The 20,375-nt window shown below is 62.1% G+C and carries 17 protein-coding genes; 10 read left to right on the top strand and 7 right to left on the bottom strand.

The annotated features are described in order from the left end of the window. Positions 1–30 precede the first annotated feature (30 nt). From DNK49_RS10805 to DNK49_RS10795, 3 genes are read right to left on the bottom strand one after another with little or no spacing between them, the layout of a single operon-like run. The gene (locus tag DNK49_RS10805; protein WP_110524392.1) at positions 31–786 is read right to left on the bottom strand and encodes a UDP-2,3-diacylglucosamine diphosphatase; all 756 of its coding nucleotides are present in this window, start codon (positions 784–786) and stop codon (positions 31–33) included. Between the two features lie 40 nt (positions 787–826). Continuing rightward, positions 827–1,321 carry a peptidylprolyl isomerase gene (locus DNK49_RS10800; protein WP_110524390.1) on the bottom strand — a complete coding sequence of 165 codons (495 nt, stop codon included), beginning with the start codon at positions 1,319–1,321 and terminating at the stop codon, positions 827–829. Between the two features lie 17 nt (positions 1,322–1,338). Next, a complete protein-coding gene (locus DNK49_RS10795; RefSeq protein WP_110524388.1) occupies positions 1,339–1,917 on the bottom strand; it encodes a peptidylprolyl isomerase in 579 nt (192 codons plus the stop codon). A 290-nt stretch (positions 1,918–2,207) separates the two neighbouring features. Here DNK49_RS10795 and cysS point away from each other — a divergent pair, with 290 nt between their 5' ends. Further along, positions 2,208–3,590, top strand: a complete 1,383-nt coding sequence (gene cysS, locus DNK49_RS10790) for a cysteine--tRNA ligase (protein ID WP_110524386.1) — start codon at positions 2,208–2,210, stop codon at positions 3,588–3,590. Between the two features lie 87 nt (positions 3,591–3,677). Here cysS and DNK49_RS10785 read toward each other — a convergent pair whose 3' ends face one another. From DNK49_RS10785 to grpE, 4 genes are all read right to left on the bottom strand, one after another. Then, complete coding sequence (locus DNK49_RS10785) at positions 3,678–4,817, bottom strand: ABC transporter substrate-binding protein (RefSeq protein ID WP_110524384.1); 1,140 nt, start codon at positions 4,815–4,817, stop codon at positions 3,678–3,680. 222 nt (positions 4,818–5,039) lie between these two features. Then, on the bottom strand, positions 5,040–6,164 hold the full coding sequence (dnaJ, locus tag DNK49_RS10780) for a molecular chaperone DnaJ (protein ID WP_110524382.1): 1,125 nt from the start codon (positions 6,162–6,164) through the stop codon (positions 5,040–5,042). Between the two features lie 98 nt (positions 6,165–6,262). Further along, the gene (gene dnaK / locus DNK49_RS10775) at positions 6,263–8,188 is read right to left on the bottom strand and encodes a molecular chaperone DnaK (RefSeq protein ID WP_110524380.1); all 1,926 of its coding nucleotides are present in this window, start codon (positions 8,186–8,188) and stop codon (positions 6,263–6,265) included. A 108-nt stretch (positions 8,189–8,296) separates the two neighbouring features. Beyond that, positions 8,297–8,860, bottom strand: coding sequence for a nucleotide exchange factor GrpE (gene grpE, locus DNK49_RS10770; RefSeq protein WP_110524378.1), 564 nt, complete (start codon positions 8,858–8,860; stop codon positions 8,297–8,299). Positions 8,861–9,071: 211 nt separating this feature from the next. Between grpE and gyrA the strand changes: the two genes are divergently transcribed. The 9 genes from gyrA (at position 9,072) to DNK49_RS10725 (ending at position 20,374) form a co-directional block, all read left to right on the top strand. Continuing rightward, entirely contained in the window at positions 9,072–11,711 is a 2,640-nt protein-coding gene (gyrA, locus tag DNK49_RS10765) for a DNA gyrase subunit A (RefSeq protein WP_110524375.1), read from the top strand. Beyond that, positions 11,708–12,805, top strand: coding sequence for a 3-phosphoserine/phosphohydroxythreonine transaminase (serC, locus tag DNK49_RS10760; RefSeq protein ID WP_110524373.1), 1,098 nt, complete (start codon positions 11,708–11,710; stop codon positions 12,803–12,805). The genes gyrA and serC overlap by 4 nt, the downstream gene beginning before the upstream one ends. A gap of 38 nt (positions 12,806–12,843) precedes the next feature. Beyond that, positions 12,844–13,908: a prephenate dehydratase gene (gene pheA / locus DNK49_RS10755; RefSeq protein WP_110524371.1), complete on the top strand. Its 1,065-nt coding sequence runs from the start codon at positions 12,844–12,846 to the stop codon at positions 13,906–13,908. Positions 13,909–13,935: 27 nt separating this feature from the next. Further along, positions 13,936–15,036 (top strand): histidinol-phosphate transaminase, encoded by a 1,101-nt coding sequence (hisC, locus tag DNK49_RS10750; protein WP_110524369.1) that lies wholly within the window; start codon positions 13,936–13,938, stop codon positions 15,034–15,036. Positions 15,037–15,046: 10 nt separating this feature from the next. Further along, positions 15,047–15,937, top strand: coding sequence for a prephenate dehydrogenase (locus tag DNK49_RS10745; RefSeq protein WP_110524367.1), 891 nt, complete (start codon positions 15,047–15,049; stop codon positions 15,935–15,937). A 3-nt stretch (positions 15,938–15,940) separates the two neighbouring features. Further along, positions 15,941–17,896 (top strand): bifunctional 3-phosphoshikimate 1-carboxyvinyltransferase/cytidylate kinase, encoded by a 1,956-nt coding sequence (locus DNK49_RS10740; protein WP_110524365.1) that lies wholly within the window; start codon positions 15,941–15,943, stop codon positions 17,894–17,896. 89 nt (positions 17,897–17,985) lie between these two features. Next, complete coding sequence (gene rpsA, locus DNK49_RS10735; protein ID WP_110524363.1) at positions 17,986–19,689, top strand: 30S ribosomal protein S1; 1,704 nt, start codon at positions 17,986–17,988, stop codon at positions 19,687–19,689. A gap of 11 nt (positions 19,690–19,700) precedes the next feature. Next, entirely contained in the window at positions 19,701–19,985 is a 285-nt protein-coding gene (locus DNK49_RS10730) for an integration host factor subunit beta (RefSeq protein ID WP_110524361.1), read from the top strand. Positions 19,986–20,068: 83 nt separating this feature from the next. Next, positions 20,069–20,374 carry a LapA family protein gene (locus DNK49_RS10725; RefSeq protein WP_110524359.1) on the top strand — a complete coding sequence of 102 codons (306 nt, stop codon included), beginning with the start codon at positions 20,069–20,071 and terminating at the stop codon, positions 20,372–20,374. Position 20,375: the final 1 nt, after the last annotated feature.

The raw sequence follows: 20,375 nt of genomic DNA, 5'->3' as shown, positions 1-20,375 counted from the left end.
CCGTTTCCTGCTGCCGGCCTTCGATGCCCCTCAGGCCCTGGACTGGCCGCCGACGCTGAAGTGCTTGCCGTCGAACGCCAGCCAGCTGGCTTCGCCGTGCCAGTCGGCAAGCACCCAGCGCTCGCAGATCCGTCCATCCACCAGAATTTCGTGGTGGGCTGGGCGGTGGGTATGGCCATGGATCAGACAGGTGCTCTGGCTGTGTTGTCGCAGCAACTCGGCAACGGCGTCCGCATTCACATCCATGATGGTCATGGCCTTTTCGCGTTTCGCCGCTTCACTTTGCTTGCGCAGACTCTCGATGAAGGCCTTGCGTGCAGACAGCGGTTGAGCGAGGAAGCCCGCCTGCCATGCGGGGTCGCGCACTTGCTGGCGATAACGCTGATAGGGTACGTCGTCGGTGCATAACGCATCGCCGTGGCTGATCAGCAGCACCTGGTCGCCGATACGCACGCAACTTGGGTCGGGCAGCAGGGCGACCTTGGCACGGGTTGCGAATCCGCTGCCTGCAAGCAGGTCGCGGTTGCCGGTCATGTAGTGGATGTGCATGCCACGTGTCGCCAATGTCGCCAGCGCGTCACAGATGCGGCGACTCAGGACGCTGTCGATATCATCGTCCCCGGCCCAGTATTCGAACAGGTCACCGAGGATGAACAGACTGCCCGCCTCGCGTGCCGGACCGTTCAGGAAGTCGATGAAGGCGTCGACGGTGGCGGGTTCGTCCTCGCTGAGGTGGAGGTCGGAAATGAACAATGCCGGGGATGCCGCCTGCAGCACGCCCGGCATTGTGGTGCACCCGCGCTCGGCGGGTGCGTCGCTTGCGCGATCAGACAATCTCGGCACGCTCGATGATCACGTCTTCCTTCGGTACGTCCTGATGGAAGCCACTGGAGCCGGTCTTGACCTTGCGGATCTGGTCGACGACATCGAAACCGTCGCTGACCTTGCCAAACACGCAGTAGCCCCAGCCTTGCAGGTCGGGGGAGCGATGGTTGAGGAAGTCGTTGTCGGCGACGTTGATGAAGAACTGTGCCGAAGCCGAGTGCGGCGCCTGGGTACGGGCCATGGCGATGGTGCCGCGTTCGTTCTTGAGGCCATTGTTGGCTTCGTTCTGGATCGGGTCGCGGGTGGGCTTCTGCTTCATGCCGGGCTCGAAACCGCCGCCCTGGATCATGAATCCGTCGATCACGCGATGGAACACGGTATTGTCGTAATGCCCTGCGCTGACGTAAGCGAGGAAGTTCTCGACCGTGATGGGCGCCTTCTCTGCGTCCAGTTCGAGGGTGATCACGCCGTGGTTGGTGTGCAGTTTGACTGCCATGTGCTTCTCCTGTGGGCTTACTTGCTGGAAGTCGGCGCTGCTTCGAGGATGCGCGCCGATTCGATGATGATGGGTTCGACCGGCACGTTCTGGTGGAAGCCGGCGTTGCCGGTCCGGACCTTGGCGATCTTCTCGACCACGTCCATGCCGCTGACAACCTTGCCGAACACCGCGTAGCCCCAGCCGTCGCGCGACGGGTAGTCGAGGAAGGTGTTTGGTGCAAGGTTGATGAAGAACTGGGATGAGGCCGAGTGTGGGTCCGACGTGCGGGCCATGGCCAGCGTGCCGGGCACGTTCTTGAGACCGTTCTTGGCTTCGTTCTCGATTGGCGGGCGGGTGGACTTCTGCTGCATCTGGGCGTCGAAGCCGCCGCCCTGGATCATGAATCCATCGATCACGCGGTGGAACACGGTGCCGGTGTAATGGCCGTCCTTGATGTACTGGGTGAAATTCGCCACCGACTTGGGTGCCTTGTCGGCATAGAGCTCGACCTTGATGTCGCCCTGGTTGGTGCGCAACTCGACCATCGGATTGGCGGCAAAGGCGGATGCGGCGAAGCCGGCGAGCGCGAACAGGGTGAGGACGGACTTTTTCATGCGGTCTCCATGTGGGACGTATCGAACCGGTGCAGCCGGGCACTGATCGCTGGGGGCCGCGCCAAGGGGCGGCAAAAGGGTGAATGATACGCCGTGCTATACTTTTGCGGCTTTCCAGCCTGCAACTCAGCCCTTGATTCTAGCAACAAGGGCGGGTGCTGGAAACGCTGCCCGGGGTCACCTTGTGTAACCGGGCATGCCCTGTTTCGGTTGCTTGTCCAAAAGGGAACCGGCCGGGCTTGCCGACTATCTTCGCGCAGCAGGTGCTGTGCATTCCATTGGTTGATTTCATGCTGACGATCTACAACTCACTGACTCGCGGGAAGGAAGTATTCAAACCGATTGATGCCGGCAAGGTACGGATGTACGTCTGCGGCATGACGGTGTACGACTACTGCCACCTCGGTCATGCGCGAGTGATGGTCGTGTTCGATATGGTGGCCCGCTGGCTGCGGGCAAGCGGGTTGGACGTGACCTACGTACGCAACATCACCGATATCGACGACAAGATCATCCGACGTGCCCAGGAAAACGGCGAGAGCATCCGTGCGCTGACCGACCGTTTCATTGCCGCCATGCACGAAGACGCCGACGCGCTTGGCGTATTGCGCCCTGACCATGAGCCGCGGGCGATGGACTATGTCGCAAAGATGCAGAGCCTGATCGGGCGGCTGCAGGAAAAAGGCCTGGCGTATGTCGCGGCCAATCGCGATGTCTGCTACGCAGTACGCAAGTTCGATGGCTACGGCAAGTTGTCTGGCAAGTCCGTGGATGAGCTGCGTGCCGGTGAGCGCGTCGACGTGGTGGGTGATAAGAACGACCCCCTCGACTTCGTGCTGTGGAAGCATGCCAAGGCTGAGGAGCCGTCCGAGGCCAAGTGGGATTCGCCCTGGGGCAGCGGCCGTCCGGGCTGGCATATTGAATGTTCGGCGATGAGCTCCGACCTGCTCGGCGACCACTTCGACATCCACGGCGGTGGGCAGGATCTGCAGTTTCCTCACCATGAAAATGAGATCGCCCAGTCCGAAGGTGCGCACGGCCACACCTTCGTCAATTACTGGATGCACAACGGCTTTGTGCGGGTGGACAACGAAAAGATGTCCAAGTCGCTGGGCAATTTCTTCACCATCCGCGACGTGTTGCGCCAGTATGACCCAGAGGTCGTGCGCTTCTTCATTCTGCGTGCCCACTACCGCAGCCCGCTGAACTACTCCGATGCGCATCTGGATGATGCCCGTCAGGCGTTGACCCGGCTGTACACCGCGCTCAAGTCGGCACCCTCGGAGGCGGTGGTGGTGGACTGGAACACCGAGCATGCGCGTCGGTTCAAGGCCGCAATGGACGATGACTTCAACACGGCCGAGGCGCTGGCTGTGTTGTTTGAGTTGGCCAACGAGGTCAATCGCGAACATTCGCCTGCTCAGGCTGCGCAGTTGCGCGCCCTTGGCGGGGTGCTGGGCTTGCTTGAACGGGACGCCACCACGTTCCTGCAGGCGGGCGTCGCGACCGGTGACGGGCTCGATGCAGCCGACGTCGAGCGCATGATCGAAGCGCGCGCTGCCGCCAAGAAGGCGCGGGACTTTGCCGAAGCGGACCGTCTGCGGGCCGCCTTGATGGAAGCAGGTATCGTCCTGGAGGATGGCCCGCAGGGTACGACCTGGCGTCGGGCATGACGCGAGCGCTTGCTTGCGCGTAAGCAGAAACGACAAGGGCAGCGCCTCGACGCTGCCCTTGTCGTTTCCGAGTGGGTGTCCAGGGGGTCAGCGATTGAACTTGCCGCGACTGATGATTGCGAGATCGACGTAATCCAGGCCATTTCGGCGGCGGGCCGAGTACCCTAGCTTCATGCCGCCAGCATCCCAGTCGCCGAGGCTTTCCAATGCAATAACGAGCTTCTCGCGGTTGATGTCGCGACCTGCTCGACGCAGCGCTTCGGCAAAGCTCCTTGCGGCCATATAGCCTTCCAGTGCGGTGTGGGAATAGGTCTGCCCTGCCTTGTCGGCAGCCTGGCGGTACTCGCGTACGAAGGGATAATCGACCCTGAAAGGTGAGGGCATGACCTGGGCAATGACCAGGCCGTGAGCCTCGTCGCCGAGTTCGCGGATCAACTGTTTGGCGCTGATCACCGACAGCCCGTAAAGCATGGGGCGGTAGTCGGTCTTGAGCAGGGCCTTCATGAAGGCGGGTGAGCTGTTGCCGGCGGTGATCAGCAGCACGGCAGCGGCATTGCCCGCCATGACCTGGGTGACCGCGCTGTCGGCATTGCTGCCGTCCGAGGCAATCGGGGCGACGATGGGGGCGGGCAGCCCGCGGCGGGTGAGGGCGGCAGCTGCCGCATCCAGGCCGGCTTGACCGAAGGCGTCGGTGTGGTGGACCACGCCAATCGAGCGGACGCCGATATTGCTCAGGTGATCGACCATCTTCTCGATCTCCTGTGAATAGGACGCGCGGACGTGGAAAACCATCGGATTGGCCGGCGTGCGGACAGCATCGGCGCCGGTATAGGGGGCGAAGAACGGTACTTTGGCCGCGCTGGCAACGGGAATCGCCTTCAGGCTGGGGCCTGTGCCAAAACAGGCGAAGAGGGCCAGCACGTCATTCTTCTCGATCAGCTGGCGGACGTTGTCGGCTGCACGGTCGGGGTCGTAGGCGTCATCCAGTGTGATCAATTCGATCTTTCGGCCGTTGATGCCACCGCGTGCATTGATCTGGTCGAAGAACAGGGTGGCGCCGGAGAGATATTCCTTGTTCAGTTCGGACAACGGGCCGCTGAGCGCGCCGGAGTGGCCCAGGGTCAGTGTGTCATTCGAGACGCCCTGCTGCGCGACTGCAGCAAGAGGGGCGACAAACGGTGTCAGCGCGAGCAAGGCGGCCGCGAGCCATGGGCGAAACGCTTTCATGATGTCTCCTGCAGGGCCGCTATGCTGGCCCGTGGATTCTTCTAGGGGCTGATCGGCCTGGTCGGCCTCACGCGGAACCGCCTTTTGGCCGGCTGAAAGGCCCGGCTGAAAGGCGATTTGCGAAAGAGACCAAGGATCTCACTGCAGGCGCATGCGCGCAATGCTCGAACGACGAAATGGCGCGCCTTCGGTCATGGTGAGTGACCACGGCGCGCATCCGGGTCAGGTGCCGAAGAAGTCCCGGACCTTGTCCATCCACGACTGCGCCTTGGGATTGTGGCGGTCGGCGTTGCCGCTGGAGATGGCCTCGAACTCCTGGAGCAGTTCGCGTTGGCGCTCGGTGAGTTTTACCGGCGTTTCGACCACCACGTGGCAGAGCAGGTCGCCGTGTGCATGCGAGCGTACATTCTTGATGCCCTTGCCACGCAGGCGGAAGACCTTGCCGCTCTGGGTTTCCGCCGGAATCTTCAAGCGTGCCATGCCCTCGAGCGTGGGAATCTCGATCTCGCCACCCAGCGCGGCAACGGTGAAGCTGATCGGCATCTCGCAGTGCAGGTCGTCGTGGTCGCGCTCGAACACCGCATGTTTGCGGATGTGGATCTCGACATAGAGATCACCCGGAGGGCCACCATTGACGCCCGGCTCGCCATGGCCGCCGTGACGCAGACGCATGCCCTCGTCAATGCCGGCGGGAATCTTGACCTCAAGCGTCTTCTGCTTCTTCACCCGGCCTGCACCATTGCAGCTGGTGCAGGGGTCAGGAATGATGCGGCCGCTGCCGTGACACTTGGGGCAGGTCTGCTGAATAGAGAAGAAGCCCTGCTGGATGCGTACCTGGCCGGCTCCGCCGCAGGTGGGGCAGGTCTTGGGCTGGGTACCGGGCTTGGCGCCGCTGCCGTGGCAGGTTTCACATTCCTCGACGGTCGGAATGCGGATGGTCTTTTCTGCGCCACGGGCGGCTTCCTCGAGCGTGATCTCGAGGTTGTAGCGCAGGTCGGCGCCCCGGTAGACGTTGGATCGGCTCCCGCCACGACCACCGCCAAAGATGTCGCCGAAAATGTCGGAAAAAGCGTCGCCAAAGCCTTCGAAGCCCTGGCCGCCACCGCCGCCGCCCATCGAGGGGTCGACACCGGCATGGCCGTAGCGATCGTAGGCGGCCTTCTTGTTGGCGTCGGAGAGGATCTCGTAGGCTTCCTTGGCCTCCTTGAATTTCTCTTCCGCTTCCTTGTTGTCCGGGTTGCGGTCCGGATGGAACTTCATGGCCAGCTTGCGGTAGGCCTTCTTGATTTCATCGTCGCCAGCGTCGCGATTGACGCCGAGGACTTCGTAATAATCCCGTTTGGACATGGTGGTTCGCTCTAGCTCAGTTCATGCAAAGGCCGAGCCGGCCGGAACATGCGCTCCGGCAGGGGCTCGGCCACAAGGTTTGCCGTCCGGCGAGACGCTTACTTCTTGTCCTTCACTTCAGTGAATTCGGCGTCCACCACGTCGGCGTCGTCAGCCTTGCCACCGCCGGCTGCACCGCCCGCCTGTTGCGCGCCGGCTTCGCCCTGCTGCTGGGCGTACATGGCTTCGCCCAGTTTCTGGCTGGCCATGGCCAGGGCCTGGCTCTTGGCTTCGATGCTGTCCTTGTCGCCACTCTTGATGGCTTCTTCCGCATCCTTGATGGCAGCTTCGATCTTGGCCTTGTCGTCAGCGCCGATCTTGTCGCCGTGCTCGCTCAGCGCCTTGCGGGTCGAGTGAATCAGGGCGTCGCACTGGTTGCGGGCGTCGACCAGTTCGTGGGCCTTCTTGTCCTCTTCCGCATGTGCTTCGGCGTCGCGCACCATGCGCTCGACTTCCTCGTCGGACAGACCGGAGTTGGCCTGGATCTTGATCTTGTTTTCCTTGCCAGTGGCCTTGTCCTTGGCCGATACGTGCAGGATGCCGTTGGCGTCGATGTCGAAGGTGACCTCGATCTGCGGCATGCCGCGCGGTGCCGGCGGGATGTCGGACAGGTTGAACTGGCCCAGGCTCTTGTTGCCCGAAGCCATTTCGCGCTCACCCTGAAGCACATGGATGGTCACGGCCGACTGGTTGTCGTCGGCGGTGGAGAACACCTGGCTGGCCTTGGTCGGGATCGTGGTGTTCTTCTGGATCAGCTTGGTCATCACGCCGCCCAGCGTCTCGATACCGAGCGACAGCGGGGTGACGTCGAGCAGCAGCACGTCCTTGACTTCACCTTGCAGCACGCCGCCCTGGATGGAGGCGCCAACCGCCACTGCTTCATCCGGGTTCACGTCCTTGCGCGGTTCCTTGCCGAAGAACTCCTTGACCTTGTCCTGCACCTTGGGCATCCGGGTCTGGCCGCCGACCAGGATGACGTCATCGATGTCGGTAATCTTCAGACCGGCATCCTTCAGCGCGACCCGGCAGGGCTCGATCGAGCGCTCGATCAGGTCTTCTACCAGCGACTCGAACTTGGCGCGGGTAATCTTGACTGCGAGGTGCTTCGGGCCGGTGGCGTCAGCGGTGATGTAGGGCAGGTTGACTTCGGTCTGCTGGCCGGACGACAGCTCGATCTTGGCCTTCTCGGCCGCTTCTTTCAGGCGCTGCAGGGCCAGCACGTCGTTCTTCAGGTCGACGCCCTGTTCCTTCTTGAACTCGGTGACGATGTAATCGATGATGCGCTGGTCGAAGTCCTCACCACCCAGGAAGGTGTCGCCGTTGGTGGCCAGCACTTCGAACTGGTGCTCGCCGTCGATGTCTGCGATCTCGATGATGGAGATGTCGAAGGTGCCGCCGCCGAGGTCATACACCGCGATCTTGGAGTCGCCCGGCTTCTTGTCCATGCCGAAGGCGAGGGCTGCGGCGGTCGGCTCGTTGATGATGCGCTTCACTTCCAGGCCGGCGATGCGGCCGGCGTCCTTGGTGGCCTGGCGCTGGCTGTCGTTGAAGTAGGCCGGCACGGTGATGACGGCTTCGGTGACTTCCTCGCCGAGGTAGTCCTCGGCGGTCTTCTTCATCTTGCGCAGTACTTCGGCAGAGACCTGCGGCGGGGCGATCTTCTTGCCGCGCACTTCCACCCAGGCGTCGCCGTTGTCGGCCTTGGCAATGGTGTAGGGCATCAGATCGATGTCCTTCTGTACTTCCTTCTCTTCGAAGCGGCGGCCGATCAGGCGCTTGATCGCGAACAGGGTGTTCTTGGCGTTGGTTACCGCCTGGCGCTTGGCTGGCGCGCCGCACAGGATCTCGCCGTCTTCAGCGTAGGCCACCACCGACGGGGTGGTACGTGCGCCTTCCGAGTTTTCGATGACTTTCGGCTTGCCGCCTTCCATGACGGAAACACAGCTGTTGGTGGTGCCGAGGTCGATACCGATGATCTTGCCCATTTTGTATCCTTGAATAGATTGAATTTGTTTGCTGGCGTCGTCGCTGCGACGCCGTCCTGAATCGAATATGGGGCAGGGTGCCGGGCTTTCAAGTCCGGCTTGGTGCGATTACTGGGCCTTGGCCTTGGCCACCATGACCAGGGCCGGACGCACCACGCGATCGTGCAGCAGATAGCCCTTCTGCAGCACATTGATCACGGTATTGGGTTCGGCGTCGGATTCCAGCGCGCCGATGGCTTGATGCTTGTTGGGATCGAACTTCTGGTTCAGCGGGTTTTCCTCGACGAGATTGGCGCCGTCAAAGGCGGACACCAGCTGCTTCAGGGTCAACTCGACGCCTTCGCGAAGCTTTTCCAGCGTCTGGTTCTCGGTGCCGAGCGCGGCCTCCAGGCTGTCCTTGACCGGCAGCATCGCGCTGGCGAACTTTTCGGCAGCAAATTTGGAGGCCTTGGCGATGTCGTCCTGTGCGCGGCGACGGATGTTCTCGCCCTCAGCCTTGGCGCGCAGCCACGCATCGTGATGTTCTGCCGCCTTCAGCTCCGCCAGGCGCAGCGCTTCTTCCAGGCTGGGCATGACATCCGGTGCGGTAGCGGCGTCGGCGTTGTCGGGGGTGGCATCCACGGCGGCGTGTTGTTCCAGCTCGGGGTTGGTGCTCGGGTTCGGTTCCTGCATGGGTGCTTGCTCCCTGTTTCCATGGTCTGCCCGGCAGTTTGGGGCTGCTGGTGGGATTTCAAGAGGGAATCCAAATATTTTTGCGGCTGATGCTGCTGGTTGCCGACGGGGTGGTGATCGGCGCGTCTGTGCTGCGTCGATGGGGCAGGCGTGGGGTGCGCGTGTTAAGATTGCACGCTTTTGGTTTACGCGGGTTTTACCGCCTCAGAGCATGACACAGTTCGCCAAGGAAACACTGCCGATCAGCCTCGAGGAGGAGATGCGCCACTCCTATCTCGACTACGCCATGAGCGTGATCGTGGGGCGGGCGCTGCCGGATGCGCGCGATGGTCTCAAACCGGTGCATCGGCGCGTGCTGTACGCCATGCATGAGTTGTCCAACGACTGGAATCGCGCCTACAAGAAGTCGGCGCGTATCGTCGGTGACGTGATCGGTAAGTACCATCCGCACGGTGATACCGCGGTGTACGACACCATTGTCCGCATGGCGCAGAATTTTTCGCTGCGCTACATGCTGGTCGATGGTCAGGGCAACTTCGGTTCGGTGGATGGCGATAACGCCGCGGCCATGCGGTATACGGAAATCCGCATGGCGCGTATCGGTCACGAACTGCTGGCCGACATCGACAAGGAAACCGTGGATTTCGGGCCGAACTATGACGGTTCGGAAAAAGAACCGCTGGTCATGCCCGCGCGTATCCCCAACCTGCTGATCAATGGCTCGTCCGGTATCGCGGTCGGCATGGCGACCAATATCCCGCCGCACAACCTTGGCGAGATCATCGATGCCTGCCTGAAGCTGCTCGAAGACCCCGAGACGGATATCGAGGCCTTGATCGACATCGTCAAGGCGCCGGATTTTCCGACTGCGGGTCTGATCTACGGCCTGTCCGGCGTGCATGAAGGTTACCGCACTGGCCGCGGTCGAGTGATCATGCGCGCACGCACTCACTTCGAACCGATTGGCAAGACCGATCGTCAGGCCATCGTCGTCGACGAGTTGCCCTACCAGGTCAACAAGCGCACCCTGCAGGAGCGCATGGCTGAGCTGGTAAACGAGAAGAAGGTCGAAGGCATCAGCGAGATCCGAGACGAATCCGACAAGTCCGGCATGCGTCTGGTCATCGAGCTCAAGCGTGGCGAGATGCCCGAGGTCGTGCTCAACAAGCTGTTCAAGCACACCCAGCTGCAGGATAGCTTCGGCATGAACATGGTGGCGCTGGTCGATGGTCGGCCGCGCCTGCTCAATCTGAAGCAGATGCTGGTCTGCTTCCTTGAGCACCGCCGCGAGGTCATTACCCGTCGCACTGTGTTCGAATTGCGCAAGGCGCGTGATCGGGGGCATATCCTCGAAGGTCTGGCGGTGGCGCTGTCCAATGTGGACGAGATCATTGCGCTGATCAAGGCGGCGCCCACCCCAGCCGATGCCAAGCGTGGGCTGATGGAGCGCACCTGGCGCTCGCCGCTGGTCGAGGAGATGTTGTCGCGCGCGCTGGCAGACAGCTATCGGCCGGAAGGGCTCGATCCGTCCTTCGGTCTTTCGGCGCAGGGCTATCGCTTGTCCGAGGTTCAGGCGCAGGCCATCCTCGAACTGCGGCTGCAGCGCCTGACCGGGCTGGAGCAGGACAAGATCGTCAACGAGTACCGCGAGGTGATGGACCTGATCACCGACCTGCTTGACATCCTTGCCCGGCCTGAACGCATCACCCAGATCATCGTCACCGAGCTGGGTGCGGTTCGTGCCCAGTTTGGCGATCCGCGCCGCTCGGAAATCGTGCTCAGCACTGCGGACATCAATATTGAAGATTTGATCACGCCGGAAGACATGGTCGTCACCTTGTCGCATACCGGCTACTTCAAGCGTCAGCCGCTGGCGGACTACCGCGCCCAGCGTCGTGGCGGTCGTGGCAAGCAGGCGACGTCGATGAAGGATGAGGATTTCATCGATCGCCTGTTCGTTGCCAACACCCACGATACCGTGCTGTGCTTCTCCAATCGAGGGCGTGCCTACTGGCTGAAGGTCTATGAGGTGCCCGAAGGAACGCGTAATTCGCGCGGCAAGCCCATCGTCAATCTGTTCCCGATGGTCGAGGGTGAGAAGATCACTGCGGTGCTGCCGGTGCAGGCCTTCGACGATGACCACTTCGTGTTCATGGCGACTTCCGAGGGAACGGTCAAGAAGACGACGCTGACGGCATTCTCCAATCCGCGCAAGGCCGGCATCATCGCCGTCAATCTTGATGATGGCGACCACCTGATTGGCGTCGCAATCACCAACGGCGCCTGCGACGTGATGCTGTTCTCCGATGCAGGCAAGGCGGTGCGTTTTGCCGAGACCGACGTACGGCCGATGGGGCGCGATGCGCGCGGCGTGCGCGGCATGATGCTGGAAGATGGCCAGCGTGTGATCGCGATGCTGGTAGCGGAAGGTGAAACCCAGTCGGTGCTGACGGCGACTGAGAACGGCTATGGCAAGCGCACCCCCGTGGCCGAGTACACCCGGCATGGTCGTGGCACCAAGGGCATGATCGCGATCCAGACCTCGGATCGCAATGGCAAGCTGGTCGGTGCAGTGCTGGTCGATCCCACCGACGAGGTGATGCTGATCTCGACTGGCGCGGTGCTGATCCGGACCAAGGTGCAGGATATCCGTGAGTTGGGGCGTGCCACCCAGGGCGTGACCCTGATCAACCTTGATGAAGGCACGTATCTGGCCGGGATCGAAAAAGTTGCGGAATCCGAGGCCGACGAACTTGATGTCGAGCTGGCGGCTGACGGCGATGCTGCGCCCGCCGAAGGTGGAAACATCACACCGGATGCTGAGGCGGGTGAGCAGGGAGGTGAGGCGTGAGTCGGGTATGGAATTTCAGTGCCGGGCCCGCGGCCTTGCCTGAAGAGGTGCTGAAGCAGGCTGCCGAAGAAATGCTGGACTGGCAGGGGGCCGGCATGGGCGTGATGGAGATGAGCCATCGCGGCAAGGAGTTCACTTCCATCGCCGAGGCGGCAGAGGCCGATCTGCGTGAGTTGATGGCGGTGCCGGACAACTATCGCATCCTGTTCATGCAGGGCGGCGCGATTGCCGAGAATGCGATCATTCCGATGAACCTGCTCGGGCAGCATGACAGCGCTGATTACGTCGTCACCGGGGCCTGGTCGGCCAAGTCATTGAAGGAAGCGCGTCGCTATTGCAAGGCACATGTTGCCGCGAGCGCCGAGGCCGGTGGTTTCACTTCCGTGCCGGCGATGACCGAGTGGTCTTTGTCGGACGACCCCGCCTACCTGTTTACCTGCACCAATGAGACCATTGGCGGCGTTGAATATCCCTTCGAGCCCGATCTTGCGGCCATTGGTCGTGCCGAGGTGCCGGTTGTTGCTGATGTGTCCTCTCACATCCTGTCGCGGGCCATGGATGTGTCGAAGTACGGGCTGCTGTTTGGTGGGGCGCAGAAGAACATCGGCCCTGCGGGGCTGACCATCGTCATCGTGCGTGAAGATCTGCTCGGACGCTCTGTGCCGGCCTGCCCGACGGCTTTTGACTACAAGACCGTCGCCGACAACGGTTCGATGTACAACACCCCGCCGACCTATGGGATCTACATCGCAGGGCTGGTGTTTCAGTGGCTCAAGCGTCAGGGTGGGGTGGCGGCTATCGAAGCGCAGAACATCGCCAAGGCGAAGCTGCTGTATGACTACCTTGATGCCAGCGATTTCTATGCGTCCAAGGTGGATCCGGCGTGTCGCTCGCGCATGAATGTGCCTTTCTTCCTGGCGGACGAGTCGCTCAATGAGGTCTTCCTTGCTGAATCGAAGGCGGCGGGCCTGGTGCAGTTGAAAGGGCATAAGTCGGTTGGCGGCATGCGGGCGTCGATCTACAACGCGATGCCGCTGGCAGGTGTGCAGGCGCTGGTGGATTTCATGCGCGATTTCGCTGCGCGCAAGGGCTGATTTCAGGCTGATCCGACGGTACGTAAAGAGAACTGAGCATGAGTGACGAACTGCTGAACCTGCGCAATCGCATCGATCACCTCGACGAGGAAATCCTGGCCCGACTGTCCGAGCGTGCGCGGTGCGCGCAGCGTGTGGGCGAGATCAAGCAGGGCAACATCTACCGCCCGGAGCGCGAGGCCCAGGTGCTGCGCCGCCTGGCCGATATCAACCCCGGGCCGCTGCCGGCGGCGGCGGTGCAGCGCATCTTCCGTGAGGTGATGTCGGCTTGCCTGGCGCTGGAGCAGCCCCTGAAGGTGGCCTATCTCGGGCCCGCCGGCACCTTTTCGGAGAGTGCCAGCCGCAAGCACTTTGGCTCTGCTCCCAACTTCCTGCCGATGCCGTCGATTGACGACGTGTTTCGTGCGGTCGAGTCGGGCAATGCCGATTATGGTGTGGTGCCGGTGGAGAACTCCACCGAGGGTGCCGTCGGCGGTACGCTTGATCTGCTGCTGGCCAATCCGTTGAAGGTGTGTGGCGAAGTCAAGCTGCGCATCCATCAGCACCTGCTGTCGCGTGCGGAAGGAATCGGTGGCGCCAAGCGGCTTTACTCGCATGCGCAGTCCCTGGCGCAATGCCACGAGTGGCTCAACCGCAATCTGGCCAGCCTGCCTCGTGTGCCGGTGGCGAGCAATGCGGAGGCTGCGCGTCTGGCGGCAGAGGATCCGGAGTCCTGCGCGATTGCGGGTGAGGCGGCGGCTGAGTTGTATGGACTGAACAAGCTTGCATCGAACATTGAGGACGATCCCAACAACTCCACCCGCTTCCTGGTCATCGCCGGCCATGAGTCCGGGCCGTCAGGCAAGGACAAGACCTCGCTGGTATGCTCGGCATCGAACCGTCCAGGCGCGATGCACGCGCTGCTGGAACCGCTTGCCCGTCACGGCGTCGATATGACCAAGCTGCAGTCGCGCCCGGCACGTGGCGGTCTGTGGGAGTACGTGTTCTACGTCGATATCGAGGGGCATCAGAGCGATGCGCCGGTGGCGGCTGCGCTCAAGGAACTGTCCGATCGCGCGGCCTTCGTCAAGGTGCTCGGTTCCTACCCGGTCGCAGCAATCTGACAAAAAACGGAAAATCTGGAGTCAGCCATGAGTGTTGCAAGTCTCGCCCCCGAGTACATCCGTTCCATCATGCCTTACCAGCCGGGCAAGCCGATCTCCGAGCTTGCGCGTGAGATGGGCATTGCCGAGGCCAGCATCGTCAAGCTGGCTTCCAACGAGAATCCTCTGGGAATGAGTGCCCGTGCTCGTGAGGCGGCAGTCGCCACCTTGTCCGATACGGCCCGTTATCCCGATGGCGGTGCATTTGCGCTGAAGGCCGCCATTGCGCGCAAGTTTGATGTCAGGTCCGAGCAGATCGTCATTGGCAATGGCTCCAATGACATTCTCGAACTGGCTGCCGGGGCTTTTCTGGCGCCCGGGCGGTCGGCGGTTTTCTCCCAGCATGCATTTGCTGTGTATCCGCTTGCCAGCAACGCAGTGGGGGCGACCTGCATTGAGGTGCCGGCCAAGGATTTCGGTCACGATCTTGAGGCGATGGCGGCCGCGATTCGTCCGGATACCCGGGTGGTATTCATCGCGAATCCGAACAACCCGACCGGCACCCTGCTGGCTGGGGCAGAGATCGAATTCTTTCTCGAGCGTGTTTCCAGCGATGTGCTGGTGGTGCTCGATGAGGCCTATACCGAATATCTGGCGCCAGGGCAGCGTTACGATGCAATCGGCTGGCTGAAGCGTTTCCCCAACCTGCTGGTGTCGCGCACCTTCTCGAAAGCTTACGGACTTGCCGGGCTGCGGGTTGGCTACTGCATTGCCCACCCTGAAGTCGCGGATCTGATGAACCGGGTGCGGCAGCCGTTCAATGTGTCGAGCATCGCGCTGGCCGCAGCCGAGGCTGCGTTGGCCGACGATGAGTTTCTGGCGCAGAGCGCCGAGATCAACCGGCGCGGCATGGTCCAGATCACGGCCGCGTTTGCCGACCTTGGCCTGACGTGGATTCCGTCCGCAGGCAACTTCGTGACCTTCCGTGTCGGCGACGCTGCCGGCGTCAATCAGGCGCTGCTCCGGCAGGGCGTGATCGTGCGCCCGATAGCCGGCTACGGCATGCCGGAATGGCTGCGGGTGTCGATCGGCCTGCCCGAGGAGAACGCCCGCTTCATCGAGGCGCTTCGCCAGATCCTGGCCAATTAAGGACGCTGCCATGGCCTTGATCGGCAAGCTGGTGATCTGCGGTGTCGGCCTGATCGGCGGTTCGCTGGCTCAGGCGCTCAAGCGCGCCGGCGCGGTCGAGCAGGTGGTTGGTATCGGCCGGCGGCCAGAATCTCTGCTGCGTGCGCTTGAGTTGGGCGTGATCGATGCCATGGCCACGACATGGGCCGAGGCGCTCGACGGTGCCGATGTCGTTGTGCTTGCGACACCAGTCGGGCAGATCGAGGCGCAGATGGTGGCCTTGGCGCCGCATCTGGCGTCGGGGACGATCGTCACCGATGTTGGCAGTACCAAGCGCGATGTCATCGAGGCAGCCTATCGTCACCTTGATGCCAGTCTGGCTCATGTGGTTCCCGCACACCCCATTGCCGGGGCAGAGAAGAGTGGCGTCGAGGCGGCCTTTGCGGAGCTCTATCGTGGCCGCAAGGTGGTGGTGACGCCGCTGCCGGAGAACGAGCCTGCAGCCGTCGACAAGATTCGTGCGATGTGGAGCCTGTGTGGCGCAAGTGTCGTCGACATGGCGCCGCAGGATCATGACCGGGTGTTTGCTGCGGTCAGTCATCTGCCGCATCTGCTGGCTTTCGGGCTGGTGCATGATCTGGCCGGACGGGCGAATGCCGAGTTGCTGTTCTCACATGCGGCCAGTGGTTTTCGCGATTTCACCCGCATCGCCGGCAGTCATCCGGAGATGTGGCGTGATATCTGTATCGCCAATCGTCAGGCCTTGCTTGGCGAGCTTGATCAATATCTGGCCGAGCTGGCCTATCTGAGAGCCTTGTTGCTGTCGAGCGACGGCGAGCGGCTGGAACAATTGTTCGACGAGGCGCGTCGGGCCCGCAATGCGTGGGCAGAACAGTTCGTGCCGACCACTACTGCAGAGTAAGTCATGGAATTCCTCGATCTGCCGCCGATGCTCGGCGCGCGTGGCACAGTACGTCTTCCGGGCTCGAAGAGCATCTCCAACCGGGTGTTGCTGCTGGCAGCGCTGGCCGAAGGCGAGACTGACATTCGCGACCTTCTTGCCTCTGATGACGTCGAGCGCATGCTCGACGCATTGCGCGCGCTTGGGGTTGCGTGGGAGCGTACCCCGGGTCGCGACGACTACCGGGTAACCGGCGTGGGTGGCCCGTTTCCGGTCAAGTCGGGTGAGTTGTTTCTGGGGAATGCAGGGACGGCGTTCCGTCCCTTGACCGCTGCGCTCGCCCTGTCGGGTGGTCACTACCGGCTGGCCGGGGTGGCGCGCATGCATGAGCGGCCAATCGGTGATCTCGTAGATGCACTCAGGCAGATCGGCGCGGATATCCGCTGCACTGCCAACGAGGGCTACCCGCCGCTGGAGATCCGGCCAGCGGACATCCGACCCGGTGGCGTGGTCAGGGTGCGGGGCGATGTGTCGAGCCAGTTTCTGACCGCCCTGCTGATGGCCTTGCCGCTGACCGGTGAAGAAACCGTCATCGAGGTGGTGGGGGAGTTGATCTCCAAGCCCTATATCGCGATCACGCTGGATCTGATGGCACGATTCGGTGTGCGTGTCGCGCCTGATGCGACCTGGTCGCGTTTCGTGGTGCCTGCGGGGGCTCGGTATGTATCGCCGGGTACGGTGTTTGTTGAGGGTGATGCGTCATCGGCATCGTACTTCCTTGCCGCTGGCGTCATCGGCGGTGGTCCGGTACGGGTCGAAGGTGTGGGGCGTTCGAGCATTCAGGGCGATGTCCGTTTCGCCGAGGCGCTGGAGCAACTGGGTGCCCGTATCGTCATGGGGGACAACTGGATCGAGGCGTCCGCACCCGCCGGCGGCGTATTGCGTGCCTTTGACCTCGACCTCAATCACATCCCGGACGCGGCAATGACGCTGGCCGTAGCGGCCCTGTTTGCCGACGGACCGTGCCGTCTGCGCAACATTGCCAGTTGGCGGGTCAAGGAGACCGATCGCATCGCCGCGATGGCAACCGAGTTACGCAAGGTGGGAGCAGTGGTCGAGGAGGGGGCGGATTATCTCTGCGTCACCGCGCCGGCGCGTCTGTTGCCGGCAGAGATCGACACCTACGACGATCATCGCATGGCGATGTGCTTCTCGCTGGTAGCACTGGGCGAATGCAGGGTCCGGATCAACGATCCAAAATGCGTGAACAAGACCTTTCCTGGCTACTTCCCGGCGTTCGCGGCTGTCGCGCGCGCCGTGCCGGTGGTGGCGATCGATGGTCCTTCGGCATCCGGCAAGGGAACGGTCGGTTCGATGGTGGCCAAGGCGCTGGGCTGGCACCATCTCGACAGCGGTTCGCTTTACCGGTTGACGGCGTTGACGGCCTTGCGTGACGGCGTCGATCTGGACGACGAGATTGGCGTGGCGGCGCTGGCCGCGGCGCTGCCGGCACGTTTCGATGGCGACCGGGTGCTGCTCGGCGACGAGGATGTCAGCGACGAGATCCGCGACGAGGCCGTGTCGGTTGGCGCGTCGCGGGTAGCGGTGCTGCCGGCGGTGCGGGCTGCGCTGTTCGGTCGCCAGCGCGACTATCGTTGCGGCCCCGGGCTGGTGGCCGAGGGGCGGGATATCGGCTCAACGATCTTCCCCGATGCGCCGGTCAAGGTGTTCCTGACGGCCTCGCCAGAGGCTCGCGCACAGCGTCGATATAAGCAGTTGAAGGAAAAGGGTTTGCCTGCTAACATGGAAAGCTTGATGCAGGATTTGCGTGAACGGGATGCGCGGGATGCCGCCCGTGCCGTTGCGCCCCTGCAGCAGCAACCGGATGCCGTGCTGCTCGACACCACTTCGATGGACGTTGATGCAGCCGTTGCCTTTGTGCTCGATCTCGTGCGGGATCGCGGCCTGGCCGCCGGCTGAGTTCCACCGCGTCCGGGCAGGGTTGCCCGGTTCGTGTCCCTTAACCTTTTTGCTTGCCGTCGCACGCCGGTCCCGGATTTTTCCCCTTTATGTCCACTGCCACCCCCTCCTTCGAAGAAAGCTTTGCCGCGCTGTTCGAAGAAAGCCTTGCCCTTCAGGAAATGCGCACCGGTGAAGTCATCACCGCTGAAGTCGTGCGCATCGATCAGAACTTCGTCGTCGTCAACGCCGGTCTGAAGTCCGAGAGCTATGTTCCCGTCGAGGAATTCCGTAACGACCGCGGCGAACTGGAAGTCGAAGTCGGTGATTTCGTGCACGTTGCCATCGATGCACTGGAAGATGGCTTCGGCGAAACCCGCCTGTCGCGTGACAAGGCCAAGCGTATCTCGGCCTGGAACGATCTCGAGAAGGCACTGAACGAAGGCACGCTGGTCAAGGGTGTGGTTTCGGGTCGCGTCAAGGGTGGTCTGACCGTCATGACCAACAGCATCCGTGCCTTCCTGCCGGGTTCGCTGGTCGACATGCGTCCGGTCAAGGACACCACGCCGTACGAAGGCAAGGAATTCGAATTCAAGGTCATCAAGCTCGACCGCAAGCGCAACAACGTGGTGGTTTCGCGTCGTGCCGTGCTGGAAGAGTCGATGGGTGAAGAGCGCGAAAAGCTGCTCTCCAACCTCAAGGAAGGCACGGTCATCAAGGGTATCGTCAAGAACATCACCGACTACGGTGCGTTTGTTGACCTGGGTGGTATCGATGGCCTGCTGCACATCACCGATCTGGCCTGGCGTCGCGTCCGTCACCCGAGCGAAGTGCTCAACGTCGGTGACGAGATCGAAGCCAAGGTGCTCAAGTTCGACCAGGAAAAGAACCGTGTCTCGCTCGGCCTCAAGCAACTGGGCGAAGATCCGTGGGTGGGCATTGCCCGTCGTTACCCGCAGGGTACCCGCCTGTTCGGCAAGGTGACCAACATCACCGACTACGGCGCATTCGTTGAAGTCGAGCAAGGTATCGAAGGTCTGGTGCACGTCTCCGAAATGGACTGGACCAACAAGAACATCCACCCGACCAAGGTTGTCCAGCTGGGCGACGAAGTCGAAGTGATGATCCTCGAAATCGACGAAGATCGTCGCCGTATCTCGCTGGGCATGAAGCAGTGCGCCTCGAACCCGTGGGACGATTTCGCCCTGAACCACAAGAAGGGTGACAAGGTCCGCGGTCAGATCAAGTCGATCACCGACTTCGGCGTGTTCATCGGTCTGGATGGTGGCATCGATGGTCTGGTGCACCTGTCCGACCTGTCGTGGAGCGAGTCCGGCGAGGAAGCCGTGCGCCGCTTCAAGAAGGGTGATGAGGTCGAGGCCATCGTGCTGGCGATCGATGTCGAGCGCGAGCGCATCTCGCTGGGTATCAAGCAGATGGAAGGTGATCCGTACACCAACTTCATCGCAACTCACGAGAAGAACAGCCTTGTGAAGGGCGTGGTCAAGTCGGTCGAAGCGCGCGGCGCGGTGATCAATCTGGGTGACGAAGTTGAAGGCTATCTGCGCGCTTCTGAAGCGGCCGCACATCGCATTGACGACCTCACCACCGTGCTGAAGGAAGGTGACGAAGTCGAAGCGGTCATCATCAACGTCGACCGTAAGACCCGTTCGATCAGCCTGTCGGTTCGTGCCAAGGATCAGGTCGAGCAGTCTGAAGTCATGAACAAGCTCGCCTCGGAAAGCGCTGCCTCGTCCGGCACGACCAACCTGGGTGCGCTGCTCAAGGCCAAGCTGAACGAGCAGAAGCAGTAACCTGACCGATCATGACCAAGTCGGAGCTGATTGCCCAGCTGGCGGCGCGTTTTCCGCAGCTGGTTGCAAAGGACGCCGATTTCGCGGTCAAGATGATTCTCGATGCGATGACCGACGCGCTGGCGCGCGGTGATCGCATCGAGATCCGCGGGTTTGGAAGTTTTGCGCTGAATTACCGTCCGCCTCGTGTCGGGCGCAATCCGAAGTCAGGCGACAAGGTGCACGTGCCCGAAAAGTACGTTCCGCACTTCAAGGCCGGCAAGGAGTTGCGCGAACGGGTGGATATCGGCGGATGACCGCGCGGCGATCGGTACAATGAATCACGGAAGGCGGCCTCGGCCGCCTTCTTTTTTGTCATGTGCTCGGAGATAATGCAGCCATGCGCGCCTTGATGTGGTTACTTCGTCTCCTGTTGTTTTTTCTCCTGTTCGGCTTTGCGGTCAAGAACGACCATCTGGCAAAGCTGTATTTCTTCTTTGGCTCCGAGTGGCAGCTGCCGCTGGTGTTCATCATCCTGATCGCGTTCGCCGCGGGTGCATTGCTCGGGGTGACGGCAACCTTCGCCTCCTTGTTGCGCCAGCGCCGGGAAATTTCCCGTCTGCGCAAGCAGCTGGATCGTGCCGCTCGCCCTCGTGATGAAGTTCATCCGGCGGCAACGGTCGCTCAGGCGCCGGAGACTCTCTGAC

The sequence above is a fragment of the Parazoarcus communis SWub3 = DSM 12120 genome (genome assembly GCF_003226565.1).
In the GTDB taxonomy this organism is placed as follows: domain Bacteria; phylum Pseudomonadota; class Gammaproteobacteria; order Burkholderiales; family Rhodocyclaceae; genus Parazoarcus; species Parazoarcus communis.
Note: the sequence above shows the minus strand (reverse complement) of the source record. Positions and strands in the feature narration are given on the sequence as shown.